The organism is Ottowia oryzae, assembly GCF_003008535.1.
In the GTDB taxonomy this organism is placed as follows: Bacteria; Pseudomonadota; Gammaproteobacteria; order Burkholderiales; family Burkholderiaceae_C; genus Ottowia; species Ottowia oryzae.
This window is the reverse complement of the sequence record NZ_CP027666.1, coordinates 1,329,765-1,347,254: the sequence shown is the minus strand read 5'-3', so window position 1 is coordinate 1,347,254 and position 17,490 is coordinate 1,329,765. Positions and strand designations below refer to the sequence as shown.

16 protein-coding genes are annotated in these 17,490 nt (G+C 67.5%); 4 read left to right on the top strand and 12 right to left on the bottom strand.

Annotation, left to right across the window (positions count from 1 at the left end; genetic code table 11):
• Positions 1 to 101: 101 nt before the first annotated feature.
• Complete coding sequence (locus C6570_RS06365) at positions 102 to 1,025, bottom strand: carbon-nitrogen hydrolase family protein (protein ID WP_106702470.1); 924 nt, start codon at positions 1,023 to 1,025, stop codon at positions 102 to 104.
• 86 nt (positions 1,026 to 1,111) lie between these two features.
• Between C6570_RS06365 and C6570_RS06360 the strand changes: the two genes are divergently transcribed.
• Entirely contained in the window at positions 1,112 to 2,035 is a 924-nt protein-coding gene (locus C6570_RS06360) for a LysR family transcriptional regulator (protein ID WP_106702469.1), read from the top strand.
• Positions 2,036 to 2,154: 119 nt separating this feature from the next.
• On the opposite strand, the gene C6570_RS06355 is transcribed toward C6570_RS06360, so the two are convergent.
• From C6570_RS06355 to C6570_RS06345, 3 genes are all read right to left on the bottom strand, one after another.
• Positions 2,155 to 3,450, bottom strand: coding sequence for an IPTL-CTERM sorting domain-containing protein (locus C6570_RS06355; RefSeq protein ID WP_123812230.1), 1,296 nt, complete (start codon positions 3,448 to 3,450; stop codon positions 2,155 to 2,157).
• Between the two features lie 370 nt (positions 3,451 to 3,820).
• Entirely contained in the window at positions 3,821 to 4,693 is an 873-nt protein-coding gene (htpX, locus tag C6570_RS06350) for a protease HtpX (protein WP_106702467.1), read from the bottom strand.
• Positions 4,694 to 4,886: 193 nt separating this feature from the next.
• Positions 4,887 to 6,149, bottom strand: a complete 1,263-nt coding sequence (locus tag C6570_RS06345; protein WP_106702466.1) for an Nramp family divalent metal transporter — start codon at positions 6,147 to 6,149, stop codon at positions 4,887 to 4,889.
• A gap of 120 nt (positions 6,150 to 6,269) precedes the next feature.
• Between C6570_RS06345 and argE the strand changes: the two genes are divergently transcribed.
• Positions 6,270 to 7,421 (top strand): acetylornithine deacetylase, encoded by a 1,152-nt coding sequence (gene argE, locus C6570_RS06340; RefSeq protein ID WP_106702465.1) that lies wholly within the window; start codon positions 6,270 to 6,272, stop codon positions 7,419 to 7,421.
• A 265-nt stretch (positions 7,422 to 7,686) separates the two neighbouring features.
• On the opposite strand, the gene C6570_RS06335 is transcribed toward argE, so the two are convergent.
• The 6 genes from C6570_RS06335 to C6570_RS06310 all read right to left on the bottom strand — a co-directional run bounded on the left by C6570_RS06335 (position 7,687) and on the right by C6570_RS06310 (position 13,403).
• On the bottom strand, positions 7,687 to 8,457 hold the full coding sequence (locus C6570_RS06335; RefSeq protein ID WP_106702464.1) for a DUF3025 domain-containing protein: 771 nt from the start codon (positions 8,455 to 8,457) through the stop codon (positions 7,687 to 7,689).
• A complete protein-coding gene (locus tag C6570_RS06330; protein ID WP_106702463.1) occupies positions 8,454 to 9,008 on the bottom strand; it encodes an NADPH-dependent FMN reductase in 555 nt (184 codons plus the stop codon). Before C6570_RS06330 ends, C6570_RS06335 begins: the two co-directional genes overlap by 4 nt.
• 224 nt (positions 9,009 to 9,232) lie before the next feature.
• On the bottom strand, positions 9,233 to 10,129 hold the full coding sequence (locus C6570_RS06325) for a pirin family protein (protein WP_106702462.1): 897 nt from the start codon (positions 10,127 to 10,129) through the stop codon (positions 9,233 to 9,235).
• Complete coding sequence (locus C6570_RS06320) at positions 10,126 to 10,434, bottom strand: GNAT family N-acetyltransferase (protein ID WP_106702461.1); 309 nt, start codon at positions 10,432 to 10,434, stop codon at positions 10,126 to 10,128. Before C6570_RS06320 ends, C6570_RS06325 begins: the two co-directional genes overlap by 4 nt.
• Positions 10,435 to 10,493: 59 nt before the next feature.
• Positions 10,494 to 12,299, bottom strand: coding sequence for a monovalent cation:proton antiporter-2 (CPA2) family protein (locus tag C6570_RS06315; RefSeq protein ID WP_106702460.1), 1,806 nt, complete (start codon positions 12,297 to 12,299; stop codon positions 10,494 to 10,496).
• Between the two features lie 168 nt (positions 12,300 to 12,467).
• Positions 12,468 to 13,403: a pirin family protein gene (locus tag C6570_RS06310; RefSeq protein WP_106702459.1), complete on the bottom strand. Its 936-nt coding sequence runs from the start codon at positions 13,401 to 13,403 to the stop codon at positions 12,468 to 12,470.
• A 239-nt stretch (positions 13,404 to 13,642) separates the two neighbouring features.
• On the opposite strand from C6570_RS06310, the gene C6570_RS06305 reads away from it, so the two are divergent.
• Entirely contained in the window at positions 13,643 to 14,584 is a 942-nt protein-coding gene (locus C6570_RS06305) for a LysR substrate-binding domain-containing protein (protein ID WP_106704547.1), read from the top strand.
• A gap of 386 nt (positions 14,585 to 14,970) precedes the next feature.
• Here C6570_RS06305 and C6570_RS06300 read toward each other — a convergent pair whose 3' ends face one another.
• Entirely contained in the window at positions 14,971 to 15,360 is a 390-nt protein-coding gene (locus tag C6570_RS06300; RefSeq protein WP_106702458.1) for a tautomerase family protein, read from the bottom strand.
• Between the two features lie 34 nt (positions 15,361 to 15,394).
• Positions 15,395 to 16,435: a dihydroorotase gene (pyrC, locus tag C6570_RS06295; RefSeq protein WP_106704546.1), complete on the bottom strand. Its 1,041-nt coding sequence runs from the start codon at positions 16,433 to 16,435 to the stop codon at positions 15,395 to 15,397.
• A gap of 64 nt (positions 16,436 to 16,499) precedes the next feature.
• Here pyrC and C6570_RS06290 point away from each other — a divergent pair, with 64 nt between their 5' ends.
• Positions 16,500 to 17,330, top strand: coding sequence for an IclR family transcriptional regulator (locus C6570_RS06290; protein ID WP_106702457.1), 831 nt, complete (start codon positions 16,500 to 16,502; stop codon positions 17,328 to 17,330).
• Positions 17,331 to 17,490 lie beyond the last annotated feature (160 nt).

Here is a 17,490-nt window from a genome sequence, read left to right as displayed (position 1 = left end):
TTCAGTGCGCCGAGGGGAAGGCGCCTGGCAACCGGGCGCGAAAGACTGCGCGTGCGGGCCTCATCGGCCCGACCGCGATCAGCCCGTGACCCGCCGATGAATCACCCGATGAATTCCACCGGCAGCTTCTGCCGGGCATCGACCTTGAGCGAAAAGACGTCGGGCCGCGCGTAGTGCCCCACCACGTCGAAGTCGTACCGCGCGCGCACCAGTTCGTCCATGTCGACCTCGGCGGTGACCAGGCCTTCCTGCCCCACCAGCGGCCCGGCCAGCACGTCGCCGTACGGCCCGACGATCACGCTGCCGCCGCGAATCAGGGGGCGCGTGGGCTCCCAGTCGGGCACTTCCGTGCCCAGCTCGTTGGGCGAAGGCTGCACCTGGCAGGCGCTGACCACGAACATCCGCCCTTCATGAGCGATGTGCCGCATCGAGCTTTGCCACACGTCGCGTTCGTCCACCGTGGGGGCACACCACACCTGCACGCCCTTGGCGTACATCGCCGCACGCAGCAGCGGCATGTGGTTTTCCCAGCAGATGGCAGCGCCCAGGCGGCCCGCGGCGGACTCCACCACCGGCAGGGTCGAGCCATCGCCCTGCCCCCAGATCAAGCGCTCGGTGCCCGTTGGCATCAGCTTGCGGTGCTTGGCCACCAGCCCCTGCTCTGGGTCGAAGAACAGTGCCGTGCAGTACAGCGTGTTGCCGCCCCGTTCGATCACGCCGATCACCAGGCTGGCCTGGGTGCGGCGAGACAGGTCGGCCAGCGCGGCCGTCTCGGCGCCCGGCACGTCGATCGCGTTCGCGTAGTACGACGCATAGGTCTCGCGCCCTTGCGGCAGCCGATAGCCCAGCCGGGTGCCAAAGATCTCGCCTTTGGGGTAGCCACCCAGCAGCGCTTCGGGCATGACCACCAGGCGCGCCCCCGAGGCGATGATGCGATCTTCAAAGCTGAGAATCTTCTCCAGCGTGGCCTCTTTGCCTTGGGGGCTGGAGCCTATCTGGAGCGCGGCGATGGTGGACTTGGCCATGGTCGTTTCAACAGTAAGAGTGGGTTGGAGCGGCCAGTATTCGGCAGCGCTGAAAATCGAACAATCCCGAATCAGTGGTAATTGATATGAAGGCTGTCGATATCGAATCGTTCGATCTCAACCTGCTGCGCGTGTTTGAAGCGCTGTACCAGGAAGGCAGCGCCACCCGCGCGGCGGTGCGGCTGAACCTGGGCCAGTCGGCCGTCAGCGCGGCGCTGGGCCGCCTTCGCGCCATGTACGGCGACCCGCTTTTCACCCGCACGGGCCGCGGGCTGACGGCAACGCAGCGCGCGCATGAGCTCAGCCCGCTGGTGATCGACGCGCTGGACAAGTTCCGCCAGACCTGCCAGTTGAGCACCGACATCGGCGCCTCGTTCGAGGGGCGCGCCATCGCCCTGGGCATGTCGGACGACTTTGAAATTGCCTTTGGCCGGGCGATCATCCAGGCTACCCGGTTGGCGGCGCCGGGCCTGCGGCTGATCTTCAGGCAGACGTACAGTGCCGTGGTGGGCGACATGCTTCAGGGCCGCGCACTGGATCTGGCCCTGGTGTCGGGCGGCATTTCGTCGCGCACCTTCGGCCGCGAGACCGTGGCGCAGGGCCGCTACGCCTGCCTGGTCGATGCCCGCAGCGCGCCTTCACCCACGTGGCAGCTCTCGTTGGCCGAATTCATTGGGCGCGAGCATGTGCTGGTCTCGTCAGGCGGCCTGGTGGGGGTGGTGGATGAAGTGCTGGCCGGCGTCGGCCAAAAGCGCCGCGTGGTCGCCTCCACCACGCACTTCTCCGCCGTGCCCTACTTGCTGCAGGGGACTGACGCACTGGTCACGCTGCCCCGGCACGCGGCATTGGCCATCGCGGCGCAAACCGGCCTGCGCGTGGCCGATTGCCCCATTGAAATGCCCCGCTACGGCGTTGAGCTGGCCTGGCGCGTGGATGCCGTGCGAGACAGCGCGGTCGGCGCAGTGCGCGACACAGTGCTGCAGGTGCTGCGCGGGTACGACTGGACTTAGAACGCGCCCTCAACGCCAGCCGCAGCAATGCAGGCCCGGCGGGAGGGCGAAACTTGGAGCACCCTCACAGGCAAGGCGCGGTGAGCCGGGCGTCATCCTGCGCATCGAACCCACTCGGCTCAACCTGCACGGCGGCGAGCCGCCACACCGGCCAGCATGGCGCTCAGCAGCAACAGACCCCAGGTACCCACGGCGGGCACGGCAGGCACAGCCCCTACCGCGACGGCAAGTGTCGCGGTGTTGTTGGCCGTATTGATCTCCGCTGGCTGCGTGGTGACCACAGCTTGGATATTGCCGCCTGGGCTGCCGGCAGTTGCGACCGCTTGGAATGGGAAGGCGATGCTGCCCCCCGCCACGGGCGGCAAGGCGGTCGGATTCGCGGCAGCCAGCTGAGCCACGTTGCAGGTAAAGCTGGCGTTGCCCGCCGCCGGGGTGCAAGCGGCAGGAAGCGAACCTGGAACCACCGTCACGCCAGCCGGCATGGTCACGACGACGGTCGTGGCGACGCCAAGCCCAACGCCCTGGTTCGACACGGTCAAGTTGTAGCCATCGGGGGTGCCGGGCGTCAGTGTGGCGGGGCCGGTGATGTCGGCACGCCAATCCGGGGCGCCAGCCGCCGGCAATTTGCACGCGCCGTTGGGGTCTAACGCGGCGCTCACAAAGGCGCTGGCAAGTGCAGGCACCTGCGCCGGAAAGCCAAAAGGCGAAGCATCTGCCGTCAGAAACACGCAGGCACCAGCACCACCGTTGGACGCAGCTTGGGGCACGAACATGCCGTAGGCACCAGGCGGCGTGAGGCCAGCGTTCACCGGATCAAGGTATAGCGAATAGTCAACCGGTACGTTGGTCAACCCCTCGTACGCACCGCCTTGCATGTTGGGCAAGCCGACGAAAGTCTGGCGGTAGAGCGAACTTGCGCTGAGTGGAGCCGTGACGGGGTTGGTTCCCGCCGCCAAGCCTACGGTAGCCGGCCAGGGCTTGATTTGATTGATGATGTTGACAAACGGCGCCAAGTTGTTGGCTACCGAGCAGCATCCATCTACGAAGGCCAACACCACAAGCTTCGGGTTGGACAGGATAGCCGCCTCGACTTCTGCCATTCGATCAGCCGCCGCTGGGGCATAGACGGTTTCCAGCACGAGCAGATTGGCATCTGCGAGATCCGCTGCCACGGAGTTCTCCGCACCGGACTGAGAAAGTTTGTTCGTCCGATCCACCCAGATTGAGCCTGGTGGCACGGCCGCCTGGAATGCGCTTCTGGCCTCCTGCACCAACGTGTCCCCCGCGCCGCCAACGGGTGGACTGACGTCGTCGGCCGTGGACAGAAACACCACCTTGCTTTGGGCGTGCGCGGCAATGCTGAGCACGGCCGCAGCCCCGCAAAGCCCCAGCTTGGCGAGAAAACTTGTTTTCACGATTTGACCCTCCCTATGTGTTCAAGACTGAATGACGCTTGTTACGCTCGCCCTCGGTTGCGCCCGAAATCCGCTGCCTCGCGGCTGAGTTCGTGACGCGGCAGGGGTATCACTACCCAGCCGCCCAAAAGACTGGCAAGGGCAGGTAGCCACCGTTCAGCACAGGGCATTGCGAGCACGAAGCGCAGCGCGGCGACCACAGGCCCCGACCGTATTGCGGCGCCGTTGGCGATACCCGCTCAATTATCCTGGGTATCTTGTCGACGCACGGGCTGAAGAGTCGAAGCGGGAGCGTCTATGTCACAACCCTCCCAAAAAAAACCGCTGCAGGGCTCGCCCGGCAGCGGTTGGGGAGAGAGCGTGTAACGCGTCAGCCCTGGCGCGCCCGCAAGGCGGCGATGCGCTCTTCCATCGGCGGGTGGCTGGCGAACAGCTTACCGATGCTGCCCACGATGCCCATGACCTGCAGGTTCTGCGGCATCGGGCCCTGGCCGGCGTGCATGCCACCCAGGCGGGCCAGTGCGTTGATCATGGAATTGGGCTGGCCCATCAGTTGCGCGGCGCCTGCGTCGGCGCGGAATTCGCGCTGGCGCGAGAACCAGGCCACGACCATGCCCGCCAGGAAGCCGAACAGCACATCCAGCACCATGGTGGTCACGTAGTAACCGATGCCGGGGCCGCTGCTGCTGTTGTCGCCGCGGCGCAGCGCGCCATCCACGATGGAGCCGATGACCCGGCTGGCGAACACCACGAAGGTGTTCATTACGCCCTGGATCAGCGCCATGGTCACCATGTCGCCGTTGGCGACGTGGGAGATTTCATGGCCGATCACGGCCTCGACCTCTTCGCGGGTCATGCCGCGCAGCAAACCCGTAGACACAGCCACCAGGGCCGAATTCTTGAATGCGCCCGTGGCAAAGGCGTTGGGTTCGCCCTCGTAGATGCCCACCTCGGGCATGCCGATGCCCGCTTTGTCAGCGAATTTGCGCACGGTGTCGACGATCCAGGCCTCATCGGCGTTGGCGGGCTGGTCGATGATCTTGACGCCCATGGACATCTTGGCCATGGTCTTGCTCATCAGCAAAGAGATGATCGAGCCCGTGAAGCCCACCACCAGCGAGAAGATCATCAGCTGACCGGTGTTGGTGCCGGTGTAGCGTCCCAGGCCGAACAGGCTGGTGATGATGCCCACCACCACCATCACGGCAATGTTGGTAAGCACAAACAACAGGATGCGTTTCATCGTTTTCCTTCGAAGAGGGAGGGCCGTGCCTGCCCGGCACAGAATGTCAGCGCTGTCACATGCGGGCTGGCGCAGGCATCTTCAAGCCGCGCCGCGCCCTGTGTGAAGCGACAGGCTGGGGCGCGAGCCGCTTCGACCCGCGCCGGCTTGTCGGGTTCCCGCGCGCGGTGAAGTTATCACGGATGCGCCCGCTTCAGGGCACAAACATCCCCAGCACGGTGACGCCCATCAGCGCCGTGGCGGCCCAACCCAGCCAGCGCACGCGCCGCCCGATGACGTGCGGGCCCATCACCTTGGGGTTGGTCGCCATGCTCATCAGCACCGCCATGATCGGCACGGCCACCACGCCGTTGATGACGGCCGACCAGAACAGCTCTTTCACCGGGTCGGTCGGCGTAAAGCACAGCACCACGCCCACCACGGTGGCGGCGACGATCACGCCGTAAAAGCCCCGGCCTTCGCCGCGCCGCAGGTTCAGCCCCAGGCTGCCGTGCCAGCCGGCGGCGTCGGCGACCGCGTAGGCGGCCGATCCGGCCAGCACCGGCACCGCCAGCATGCCGGTGCCGATGATGCCCAAGCTGAACAGCAGGTAGGCAAAGTCGCCCGCCACCGGGCGCAGCGCCTCGGCGGCCTGAGCCGACGTCTGGATGTCGTGCACGCCCGCCGTGAAAAGCGTGACAGCCGTGCTCAGCATGATGCAGAACGCAATGCCGTTGGAAAACGCCATGCCGACCAGGGTGTCGTTGCGGATGCGGCGCAGCTCGCCCTGCACCTCGTCCGCCGTGTGGGGGCGAAAGCGCTTGTCCTCCACCTCTTGCGCGGCTTGCCAAAAGAACAGGTACGGGCTGATGGTGGTGCCCAGCACCGCCACCAAAGTGATGAACACCTCTTTGCCGCTGGGCAGCTTGGGCCACACCACCGCCTGCGCCACGGCCAGCCAGTCGATGCGCACCGACAGCACCACCGCCACGTACGCAAACAGCGTCAACGTGAGCCACTTGAGCCAGCGCACATAGCGCTCATACGGCAAGAACACCTGCAGCACCAGGCTGAGCAGCCCGAACGTCACGGCGTACACGTGCGCGCTGCCGCCCACCAGCAGGCGCAGCGCCTCGGCCATGGCGGCCAGGTCGGCGCCGATGTTCAGGATGTTGGCCCCCAGCAGCAGCGCCACGCACGCCCGCAACAGCCAGCGCGGGTAATGCTGGCGGATGTTGGCCGCCAGGCCCACGCCGGTCACGTAGCCAATGCGCGCCGACACCAGCTGAATAGCCGCCATCAGCGGCAGCGTGACGACCACCGTCCACAACATGCCCAGCCCGTACTGCGCGCCCGCCTGCGAATAGGTGGCGATGCCGCTGGGGTCGTCGTCCGCCGCACCGGTGATCAGCCCTGGGCCGAGCTGGCGCAGCGAAACCTTCAGGCGCTCTGGAACGAGTGGACGCGGAATAGTCATGACGGGATGGCGCTCAAGCGCACGCACGGGAAAAGAAGCACGGTGCCGTCCGGCGGCGCCCTATGATTGCCCACGCTGGCTTACCGTTTCCTTTAGCCTTCATTTGCCACAGGATTGCCCATGACCTCCCAAGACTGGCTTGCACGCCTTGCCGCCATCGACACCACCAGCCGCAACTCCAACCTGGGCCTGATTGAAACCGTGCGCGACGACCTGCGCGCGCGCGGGCTCGACCCCTGGCTGTCCAGCAACGCCGAGGGCACCAAGGCCAACCTGTTCTGCACCCTGCCCGCGCAAGATGGCGGCACGCAAGGCGGCATCGCCCTGTCGGGCCACACCGACACCGTGCCCGTGGACGGCCAGAACTGGACCAGCGACCCATTTGCGCTGACCGAGCGCGACGGCCGCCTGTACGCGCGCGGCAGCTGCGACATGAAGGGCTTCATCGCCTGCGCGGTGGCGCTGGTGCCCGAATTCCTGGCCACCCCGCGTGCCAAGCCGCTGCACCTGGCCCTGTCGTACGACGAAGAAATCGCCTGCATTGGCGCGCCCGTGATGCTGGCCGATCTGCAGCAGCGCGGCGTCAAGGTAGACGGCGCCATCGTGGGCGAACCCACCTCCATGCAACCGGTGGTGGCGCACAAGGGGCTGAACGCCTACCGCTGCCGCGTGCACGGCAAGGCGGCGCATTCGTCGCTCACGCCGCAGGGCTGCAACGCCATCGAGCACGCCGCGCAGCTGATCTGCGCCATCCGCGAGATGGCCGAGCAGTGGCGCGCCAACGGCCCATTCGACCAGTTCTACGACGTGCCCTACAGCACCATCACCACCAACCTGATCGGCGGCGGCATCGCCATGAACACCATCCCGCAGCTGTGCGAATTCACCTACGAATTCCGCAACCTGCCGATGCTGTCGCCCGCCGACATCCAGGGCCGCATCGACGCCTACATCCAGACCGAACTGCTGCCGCGCATGCAGCGCGAGTTTCCCGGCGCCGCCGTTGAAATCGAAAACCTGGCCGCCGCGCCCGGCCTGGACGCCAGCGAACAAGCCGCCATCACCCAGCTGGTGCGCGCACTGACCGCTGACAAATCGGTGCGCAAGGTGGCCTACGGCACCGAAGCCGGCCTGTTCCAGGGCGCGGGCATCCCCACCGTGGTGTGCGGGCCCGGCTCGATCGAGCAGGCGCACAAGGTGGATGAATTTGTGGCCATCGACCAGCTGGCGCAGTGCGAGAAGTTCTTGCGGCAGGTGGCGGCGTCGCTGTAACGCGCGGCGGGGGTCACCTGTCCGCGCACGGTGCCGCCTTGGGCACCCTCTTGCTTTGATTTTGATAGCTTCTGGCGCAGTCTGCACCAGCGCCAAAAGCCGATTTGCCTCTCAAAGCACGGGCGATGCGACGGTGCGCTGTGCGCGGCGCTGCACGGCCTGCGCTGTCGAAGAATTAAGGTTAGGGTGCCCGCGCCGCCGGCGCATCACTACCAAACCGATAGCTGCCGGCGCAGTCAGAGCGGGCGCCAGCGGGCGATTTCGTTCAGACAGTTCGCCGCAACGGCCTGAACACATCCGCGTCCGCATAGAACGCCACGTCCTCATTCGCAGACCACCAGTCCGGCACGCCGAGCACGGGCAGGGGCACGAAGGGTTTGGTGGCCAGCGTGTCGGCGTTCAGTTGCCCAGCCAGCGCCGCATCCAGCGCGCTCAGGTCGCCCAATGCATCGAACGGCTGGGCCACGCGCAGCACGTGCACGGTGATGGATTTGTAGGGCGTGAGCAGCTTTTCCAGCGCGGCGTGGCCAAAGAGCATGAACGACGCCTGCCGCCACAGCGGACGCAGGGGGCCGAACAGCTCGGCCCAGCGGCGCTGCGCCAGGGCTTGCCACAGCGCGTCGGGCGCGTGCAGCAGGGCGCCGTTCTCGTCGAACACGGTGATGGCGTCGCGCACCGGGCCGCGCCGGGCACCCACGCCGTCGCGGGCGATTTCGGCCGCCTGCAGCCGGTTCAGGTGGCGCTTGGTTTGCGGAAAACCCTGCCAGACCAGCGCGTTGAAGAAGTCGTGCCAACCGGCGCGCGTGGGCACGCAGGCGCTGTCGGCAATGAAGCGCTCGTACGCCACGCCGGGCCGTAGCGCATCGGGCGGCACGAAGCGCACGGGCGCGCGGCCGCTGGCGTTCAGCGCGGCGTGTACGTCACCGCTTGAGTGCCATGCCTGCCACGCGCCCTGGCCGTGACGCGCCCAGGGCGCGAACCAGGGCCGCGCCCAATCGGGCGGCGCGGCGGTAGGGTGGGTGGCGGCGTCGCTCAAGCCCGTGGCTGGCTGGCAACGAAGGCGGCGAAGTCGGCCAGGTAGGCGGCCAGCATCTGGCGCGTGGCGTCGTCCTTCAGCTGGCCTTCGGTGAACAGGTTTTGCGCGCGCGAGACCATGAGCGAGCGCCCGCTGAACACGCGCGTGCCCAGCAGCTTGAGCGTGGGCAGCCACGCGTGCTGCGACGAGACGGTGCCAAAGCCGCTCATCGACGCGCCCATCAGCCCCGTGGGCTTGCCGCCGAAGACGGACTTCATGTCGGCGCGCGACAGCCAGTCGATACCGTTCTTGAACACGCCGGGCACGCCGTTGTTGTATTCAGGCGTGACCAGCAGCAGGCCGTCGGCGGCGATGATCTGGCTTTTGAGCGCCTGCACGGCGGCGGGAATGCCACCCTGCTGCTCCACATCACCGTCGTACAGCGGCACGCCGTGCAGTGTGGCCACCTCGATCTGCACGCCTTCAGGGGCGACTTGCTGCGCGGTGCGCGCCAGGGCGGTGTTGAAGGAACCTGCGCGCAGGCTGCCAGACAGTGCAAGGATGCGGGTCATGCGGTGCGGAAGCGAAAAAAACGGGTGGGCGAACGGCCCAAGCGGGCATTTTAGAAGCGCGCCGCCAACGGACGTTTACTACTATAAACATAGCTGCCAGCGCTGGTGCAGCCTGCGCTGGCAGCCTTTTTCACGTTGAATTGAGCGCCAAGGGCACTGCGTCAACCCGGTGCCGACAGCCGCTGCGCGGCCTGCTCAGCCGAAGCGCCAGCGGCGCCGCACGTTCACGAAGGCCGCAGGTGCACACCGTCCAGGCTGGGCGGGGTCAGGCGGTGGGCGTTGCTGCCTTCGCGCACGGTGCCAAAGCGCTGGCCGGCGTTCCAGTCGTCGGCGGCCTGCTGGATCTCTTCATGCGTGCGTGCGACGAAGTTCCACCACACCATGATCGGCTCGCCAAACGGCCGGCCGCCCAGCAGCAGCACCTGGGCGGCGGCGCTGCAGCGCAGGCGCAGCTCGGTGCGCCCGGGCGGGAAGTACAGCAGCTCGCCCGTGGGCAGCGCTTCGCCGTCCAGCTCGGCCTGGCCGCGCAGCACCATGGCGCCGTATTCAAAATCGGCCTGCAGGGGCAGCACCGTGTCGGCCGCCGCCGCGGCGGTGAAGTCGATGCCGACCAGCGGGCTGTACACCTGCGTGGGCGCGGTCAGGCCCAGCGCGCTGCCGGCCAGCACCGTGGCGCGCCAGCCGCCGGCATCGGCGGTGGGCAGGTCGGCGTAGTTCTGGAAGGCCGGCTCGCGGTTCTTCTCGGCGTCGGGCAGGGCAATCCACAGCTGCGCGGCGTGCATGACGGCGCCGTCCTGCGCGCTGTCTTCGGTGTGGGCAATGCCGCGCCCGGCGGTCATCAGGTTGACCTGGCCGGGGCGGATGACCTGCTCATACCCCAGCGAATCGCGGTGCACCACTTCGCCCTCGATCATCCAGGTGAAGGTCTGCAAGCCGATGTGCGGGTGTGGCCCCACGTGCATGCCCTTGCCGGGCGCGAACTGCACCGGGCCCAGGTGGTCCAGAAAGCACCACGCGCCCACCATGCGGCGTTCGCGGTTGGGCAGCGCGCGGCGGATCTGCGTGTCTTCCCCCACGATGGACGTGCGCGAGGGGTAACGGATGGGTGCGGGCGCGCTCATGCGGCCCCCTGGGCGCCGTGCGCCAGTGAATTGGCCCGGTATTCAGGGTGCTTGTCGATGTAGGCCTTCACGAAAGGGCAATCGGGCCGCACCTTCAGCCCCTGAGCCGCCGCGTAGTCCAGGATGTGCTTGACCAGCGTACCGCCGATGCCGCGGCCAGCCAGTTCCTTGGGCACGATGGTGTGCAGGTACGCAATGCCGCCGGGAAAGCGCTCAAACACTTCGTAGGCGGTGTGGCCGTCCACCGTCCATTCAAAACGGCGGGTGGCTTCGTTCAGGACGATGTTCGGTGGCTCGGTGGTCATGGCGTATCTCCGATGTTGGATGGCGAGGGGCTGCCCGTGATGGGGTGATCAAGTGGCGATCAAGTCGCCGCGGCTTTGGCCTCGCCCGCGTGGGTGGCACGCGCTGAGGCTTCGGCCATGTTGTGCAAAACCAGGTCGCGCCCGGCGAACTGGCCACCGCTGACTTCCAGCGCGAAACGTTCGTTGTCGCGGCGGCGCAGTTCATCCATGTGCGCGTCGGCCTCTTCCCGCGTGGCGCCCAGCGCGCAGGCGGTGGCGCGGCCCATCACCAGGGCGGATTCAAAGGTCTCGCGCACCACCACGTCGGCGTCGGTCTTGACCAGGGCCAGCGCATGCCGGCGGTCATAGGCGCGCACGATCAGCTCGGCGTGCGGAAAGTGCTCTTTGGCGGTTTCGGCGATCAAGGTGGCGGCGTCCGGGTTGTCCACGCACACCACGATGGCGCGGGCGTGGTGCGCGCCGGCGGCGTGCAGCACGTCGATGCGCGCGCCGTCGCCGTAGTACACCTTGAAGCCGTAGCTGTTGGCGTCGCGGATGGTGGTGGTGTCGTTGTCGATGATGGTGATTTCGGCGCCGCGCAGCAGCGCGCTTTGCGTGACGATCTGCCCCACGCGGCCAAAGCCGACGATGATCACGCTGCCCTGGCCGTCGTGCACCGGCTCTACGCCTTCCATCGATTCGCCCTGCGGGTTGGCGCGCACCATGCGGCTGTGCACTACGACGACCAGCGGGGTGAACGCCATCGACAGCACCACGATGGCCGTCATGTTGGCGTTGATCTCCGGCGTGATCACGTGTTGCGCCAGCGCCTGCGCGAACAGCACGAAGGCGAATTCGCCGCCCTGGGCCATCAGCACGGCGCGGTCGATCGCCTCGGCGTGGCTGCTTTTGGCCAGGCGCGCCACGGCGTAGATGCACGCGGCCTTGGTCGCCATCAGCGCCAGCACGCCCGACAGCACCAGCGGCCAGTTGCGCATCACCACCGACAAGTCCAGCGACATGCCCACGGCCAGGAAGAACAGGCCCAGCAGCAGGCCGCGGAAAGGCTCGACATCGGCCTCCAGCTGGTGGCGGAAGGTGGATTCCGACAGCAGCACGCCCGCCAGAAAGGCGCCCATGGCCATCGACAGGCCGCCCAGCTCCATCAGCAGCGCAGCGCCCAGCACCACCAGCAGGGCGGCAGCAGTCATCACTTCGCGCGCCTTGGCCCGCGCCAACACACGAAACAGTGGGTTCAACAGCCAAACGCCTGCCGCCACCAGGGCGCCCAGCGCCAAGGCCGCCACGCCCAGGCGTTGCCACAGCGGCGTGGTGGTGACTGCGTGCGCAGCGTCTGGCGGCGCCATGAAGGCGACGATGGCCAGCAGGGGCACGATCAGCAGGTCTTCAAACAGCAGGATGGAGACGATGCGCTGCCCACGCGGCGCGGCGATGTCGCCCCGCTCGGCCAGCACCTGCATGACGATGGCGGTAGAGGTCAGCACGAAGCCCGCGCCCGACACGAAAGACACCTGCCAGCTGTAGCCAAACGCCATGCCCACCACCGTGAGCAGCGCCGCGCACACCACTACCTGCAGGCTGCCCAGCCCGAAGATCTGCCGCCGCAGGCTCCACAGGTGCGAGGGCTTCATCTCCAGGCCGATGATGAACAGGAACATCACCACGCCCAGCTCGGCCACGTGCAAGATCGTCTGCGGGTCGTTGACCAGCTTCAGCCCGAACGGGCCGATGGCAAGGCCCCCCGCCAAATAGCCCAGCACCGCCCCCAGCCCCAGCCGCTTGAACAAAGGCACGGCCACCACGGCCGCCCCCAGCAGGGTCACCACGCTGACCAGCTGGCCGGTCATTCCTCCTTCTACCGCCATAGTTCGTTCTCTTTTTGATGGATGTCAAACAGGGGCGCAACGATACACCGGCCCACCGCAGCACAACCGCAGCCACGGCCACAGCGAAGGGTTTGCAAAAAAAGCGCCGGGGGCCGGCGCACATGGGGCGCGCGGGGCACCTGCCGCCCCGCGCTGCCCTGCCCGGCTTCAGGCCACGCGGCCGAAGCGCCCGCTGTTGAAGTCGTTGATCGCAGCGCCGATCTCGGCCTGGCTGTTCATCACGAACGGGCCATAGCCAACCACCGGCTCGTCGATCGGCTCGCCGGCCAGCACCAGGAGCTTGGCGTCGCCGTTCGCCTCGATCGTCAGGCCGCTGCCTTCGGTGCTCAGCGTCGCCATTTCGGCGGCGCGCAGCACCTGGCCCCCGTTTTCGCTGCCGTTGATCTGCACCGTGCCGTCCAGCACCACCACCAGCGTGGTCCAGCCTTCGGGCTGGTCCAGCACGGCAGTCTGCCCGGCGCCCAGGCGCACGTCCAGCACGTGGATAGGCGTGTACGTTTCGGCCGGGCCGCGCACGTCGCCGTACTGGCCGGCGATCACGCGCACGGTGCCCGCGCCACCCGGCAGGGCCACGGCGGGAATCTGCCCGTCGGTGATGCCCTGGTAATGCGCCGGGGTCATCTTGTCCTTGGCGGGCAGGTTGACCCACAGCTGCACCATCTCGAACGGGCCGCCACTGCGGCTGTAGGCCTCGGAATGGAACTCCTCGTGCAGGATGCCGCCGCCGGCGGTCATCCACTGCACGTCGCCCTTGCCGATCACACCCCCGGCGCCGGTGGAATCGCGGTGCTCCACCTCGCCGTCGTACACGATGGTCACGGTTTCAAAGCCGCGGTGCGGGTGCTGGCCCACGCCGCGCCGGTGCCCGGTGTTGGGGCCGAACGTGGTGGGCGCCGCGTAGTCCAGCAGCAGGAAGGGGCTGCGCTCGGCCACGCCCGCGCCGTTGTAGCCGAACATGCCGTGCACCGGAAAACCGTCGCCCACCCAGTGGCGGCCAGGCGCGCTGGCCTGGGCCAGCACGCGCTTGGCGCTGGCGCCCACGGGGGTGGTGGCGGTGCGGGTGGGGGTGCTTGTGGTGGTCATCTGGTATCTCCTGGGATGCGGCGCCGGTCACTTGATGGGCGCCATGGGGTGATAGTAGGCGTCTCACTGGCGCTTTTAAATAGACAAAATGGCACCACATCGTTGCATTATCAGGACAATAGCCGTGTGCCGCTGACTTGGCTCCATGCGCCATCAGCCAATTGATTTCAGAACAAATCACCCTCCAGCGCCCACAGCACCAGCGCTGACAGCTACCCAATTCATAGCAAATGACGCCACTGACCGACCTGAACGACCTGGCCTACTTCGCCGCCGTGGCCGAGCACGGCGGCTTTGCCGCGGCCGAACGCGCCACCGACGTGCCCAAATCCAAGCTCAGCCGCCGCGTGGCGCAGCTTGAAGGCCGCCTGGGCACGCGGCTGATCCAGCGCACCACACGCCGATTTGCGCTGACCGACACCGGCCTGGCCGTGCTGGAGCACGCCCGCGCCATGCTGGCCGAAGCGCAGGCCGCCGAAGCCCTGGTCGCCGCCGACGCCGCCACCCCGCGCGGCACCGTGCGCCTGTCGTGCCCACCCGCGCTGCTGCAATCGGCCGTCGCACCCATGCTGGCGCGCTACCTCAACGCCTGGCCGCAGGTGCGCCTGCAAGTGCACGCCACCAACGCCAACGTCGACGTGTGGGAAGGCGGCGTGGATCTGGCCCTGCGCGTGCGCCCGCCCGGCGGCCCGCTGCCGCGCGAGGAAACCGTGCGCGCCCTCGCCCTCAGCCCGCACGTGCTGGTGGCATCGCCCCGCCTGCTGAGCACCGCCATGCCGCCCACTGAGCCCGAGCAACTGGCGCGCCTGCCCACGCTGGGCCTGGGCAATTCCGAAGAAGCGCAAACCTGGCACCTGAGCGGCCCCGGCGGCCAAACCGCCGTGGTGCCCCACACCCCGCGCCTGATCGCCGACGACATGGCCGCACTGCTGGACGCCGCCCTGGCCGGCGTCGGCTGCGCACCCCTGCCGCGCCTGCTGGCGCACGACGCGCTGCAGCGCGGCGACCTGCAAGAAACCCTGCCCGGCTGGGCCCCGCAACCCTGGCTGGTGCAAGTGGCCTTCGCCACCCGGCGCGGCATGCGCCCGGCCGTGCGCCAGTTGGTGGACGCGCTGGCGGCAGGCTTTGAAGGGCTGATTCGTGAGGGGCGGTGCTTGACGGTGCCAGGCGCGCCGGCCTGAGGCACCGGGTTTTTTCGCGCTTCGGTTCCAGGGCTGGCCGCAACGGACTGTGCCGGCGCGGAAGGCCCGTGAATCTGCGGTGCCGACGTCGTAGCCGCGTGACCTGCGGCGCTATGACTTCACCCGCGGGGCAATCCGCCTCACCCCGGCTCGCTATTCAAAAAATAGCTGCCAGCGCAAGCCCATCTTGCGCTGGCGTGCGAAAAGACCAAGAACCCGCACCGCCCGGCGCGGCCCCACCCGCGCACTATTCCGTGCCAATCAGCCGTGGCGTGGGCGGGCGCTTGCGCAGCCTTTCGCAGCGCCCCATGTGCTCGGCAAACATATCGGCCAGCGCAGGCGGCGGCGCTGTGCAAAGTTTGGAATCAGCCTCACGGATGACAGACTCACACATCCAGTTCGAAGCCGAGATCCACTTCCGAGGCAGGCTGGCCGCCTTGCAGCCCCCAATTGCTCAGCGGCGGCTCTTGCAGAACGATCAGGACATCCTGCGGATCGATGCCAAGCGCCTGAAATCGCGTCACGATCTCCTGGTACAGCTGACGCTTGGCAGCCAACGACCGGCCAGGAAACATGACGATCTCGACGTAGGTGTAGTTCTCGCTTTTGGTGGCCGGCACCGAAAAGTGCTCAGGCCGATGCTCCACGTAGCGGATCTGCCGGTCGTCCTGCGGCACCTTCAACGCCGTGCGCAGGGCCTGATAGACGGCTTCCATCAGCCCCTGCACTTCTTCAGGCGGACGAGACCTTCGCACTTCGATCTTGGCCAATGGCATGCCGGACTCCTTAGTTTTAATTGACGGTGTCTCTTCAGACAACGCGCCAAGCCAGCGCCTCCCCACCCCGCAATGGCTTAACCACCGTTTCCCCAAAAGCCACCTCGTTGGGCAGCTTCCACTCTTCTTTCCGTAGCGTAGTGCGCCCGCTGTTCCTGGGCAAGCCGTAGAAATCAGCCCCAAAGAAAGACGCAAAACCTTCCAATTTGTCGAGCGCGCCGGCTGCCTCAAAAGCCTCGGCGTACAGCTCCAGTGCGCTCAGGGCCGTGTAGCAACCGGCGCAGCCGCAGGCGTTTTCTTTGAGCTGGGCGGGGTGCGGGGCGCTGTCGGTGCCCAGGAAGAACTTGGGGCTGCCGCTGGTGGCGGCCTGCACCAAGGCCTGGCGGTGCGTTTCGCGCTTGAGCACGGGCAGGCAGTAATAGTGCGGGCGGATGCCGCCCTGAAACAGCGCGTTGCGGTTGTACAGCAGGTGGTGCGCGGTGATGGTGGCGGCGGTGTGTGGGCCTTCCGCGGCCACATACTGCGCGGCGTCTTTCGTGGTGATGTGCTCGAAGACGACTTTCAGCTCAGGCAAGTCTTTGCGCAGCGGGGCCATGACGCGGTCGATGAACACCGCCTCGCGGTCGAACAGGTCGATGTCGCTGTCGGTCACTTCGCCGTGCACCAGCAGCTTGAGGCCGTGGCGCTGCATGGCTTCGAGGGTCTTGTAGGTCTTGCGCACGTCGGTCACGCCCGCGTCGCTGTTGGTGGTGGCGCCGGCCGGGTACAGCTTGAGGGCGACCACGCCCGCATCGGCCGCGCGGGCGATTTCATCGGGCGGCGTGTTGTCGGTGAGGTACAGCGTCATGAGCGGCTCAAAGGCCACTGCCGCAGGCACCGCCTGCAGGATGCGCTCTTTATACGATAGCGCCTGCGCCGCCGTGGTGACGGGCGGCTTCAGGTTGGGCATGATGATCGCGCGGCCAAACTGGGCCGCCGTGTGCGGCACGACACTGGCCAGGGCGGCGCCGTCGCGCACATGCAAGTGCCAGTCGTCTGGCCGGGTGATGGTGAGGGTGGTGGGCATGGACTGCATTGTCCCATCGGGTCCCGGGGGCAGGCGCTGCTGCGCCAGAATGGGCGCCGCCACACCGTCCACCATGCCCAAGCCCACCCAACCCCCGTCTGTGACCGACAACGTCCCCCTGGCCGATGCGCCCGAAGCGCGCCCCGATCCGCTGTTCAACCTGTCCCTGGCCAAGGGCCTGGCCGTGCTGCGCAGCTTTGACGCCGGGCACCGCGCGATGACGCTGTCCGAAGTGGCCGCACGCAGCGACATGACCAAGGCGTCGGCCCAGCGCACGGTGCACACGCTAGAGGTGCTGGGCTACCTGGGGCGGCAGCCCCGCACCGGCCGCTTCTGCCTGCAGCCCAAGGCGCTGGAGATCGGCTACGGCTACGTGGCCAGCCACCCGCTGGCGCTGGCGGCCACGCCCTACCTGGCCCAGTTGTCCAATGAAAGCGGCGAGACGGCCAGCCTGACCGAACCGGTGGAGCTGGACATGGTCTACATCGCCCAGCGCATGACGACGCAGTTCATTCCCGTGCTGACGCCGGTGGGCATGCGCATACCCATGTACTGCACGAGCAGCGGCCGCGCGTGGCTGGCCGGGCAGTCTGATGCCCAAGTGGCCGCCGTGCTGGCCGCTTCGGCGCGCGAGCCGCGCACGCCCCACACGCTCACGGATGTGGCCGCCATCACCGAGCGTATCGATGAATGCCGGCGCGTGGGCTACGCCTGGAACGCTGAGGAGCTGTTCCTGGGCGACATGGGCATTGCCGCGCCCATCGTGGATCGAAGGGGCGTGACGCATGGCGCCGTGCACGTGTCGCCGCCCACCTGCCGCTGGACACCGGATGATGCGCGCCAGCGCCTGGCGCCCTTGGTGATTGAGTGCGCGCGTGCCATCGCCAGCGCACTGCCCGGCTGAGCCGCTGCGCGGCCGATCGACCGGCAGACCCGCGCCATCGTGCGACAGGCGGTCTTGCGGTAGATAGGCGCGGCAGCGTGCGTGCGCTGTGCGCACCGCATTCGGAACTCCGCGCCTGGCGCCCAAGAGCGCTGCACGCACCGCGTCGGTGAACGCGCGC

What these genes read in the sequence shown, in the direction of transcription:
- C6570_RS06365 (WP_106702470.1), bottom strand. Translation starts at nt 1,025, where the DNA reads ATGGCCAAGTCCACCATCGCCGCGCTCCAGATAGGCTCCAGCCCCCAA.
- C6570_RS06360 (WP_106702469.1), top strand. Translation starts at nt 1,112, where the DNA reads ATGAAGGCTGTCGATATCGAATCGTTCGATCTCAACCTGCTGCGCGTG.
- htpX (WP_106702467.1), bottom strand. Translation starts at nt 4,693, where the DNA reads ATGAAACGCATCCTGTTGTTTGTGCTTACCAACATTGCCGTGATGGTG.
- C6570_RS06345 (WP_106702466.1), bottom strand. Translation starts at nt 6,149, where the DNA reads ATGACTATTCCGCGTCCACTCGTTCCAGAGCGCCTGAAGGTTTCGCTG.
- argE (WP_106702465.1), top strand. Translation starts at nt 6,270, where the DNA reads ATGACCTCCCAAGACTGGCTTGCACGCCTTGCCGCCATCGACACCACC.
- C6570_RS06330 (WP_106702463.1), bottom strand. Translation starts at nt 9,008, where the DNA reads ATGACCCGCATCCTTGCACTGTCTGGCAGCCTGCGCGCAGGTTCCTTC.
- C6570_RS06325 (WP_106702462.1), bottom strand. Translation starts at nt 10,129, where the DNA reads ATGAGCGCGCCCGCACCCATCCGTTACCCCTCGCGCACGTCCATCGTG.
- C6570_RS06320 (WP_106702461.1), bottom strand. Translation starts at nt 10,434, where the DNA reads ATGACCACCGAGCCACCGAACATCGTCCTGAACGAAGCCACCCGCCGT.
- C6570_RS06315 (WP_106702460.1), bottom strand. Translation starts at nt 12,299, where the DNA reads ATGGCGGTAGAAGGAGGAATGACCGGCCAGCTGGTCAGCGTGGTGACC.
- C6570_RS06310 (WP_106702459.1), bottom strand. Translation starts at nt 13,403, where the DNA reads ATGACCACCACAAGCACCCCCACCCGCACCGCCACCACCCCCGTGGGC.
- C6570_RS06300 (WP_106702458.1), bottom strand. Translation starts at nt 15,360, where the DNA reads ATGCCATTGGCCAAGATCGAAGTGCGAAGGTCTCGTCCGCCTGAAGAA.
- pyrC (WP_106704546.1), bottom strand. Translation starts at nt 16,435, where the DNA reads ATGCAGTCCATGCCCACCACCCTCACCATCACCCGGCCAGACGACTGG.
- C6570_RS06290 (WP_106702457.1), top strand. Translation starts at nt 16,500, where the DNA reads ATGCCCAAGCCCACCCAACCCCCGTCTGTGACCGACAACGTCCCCCTG.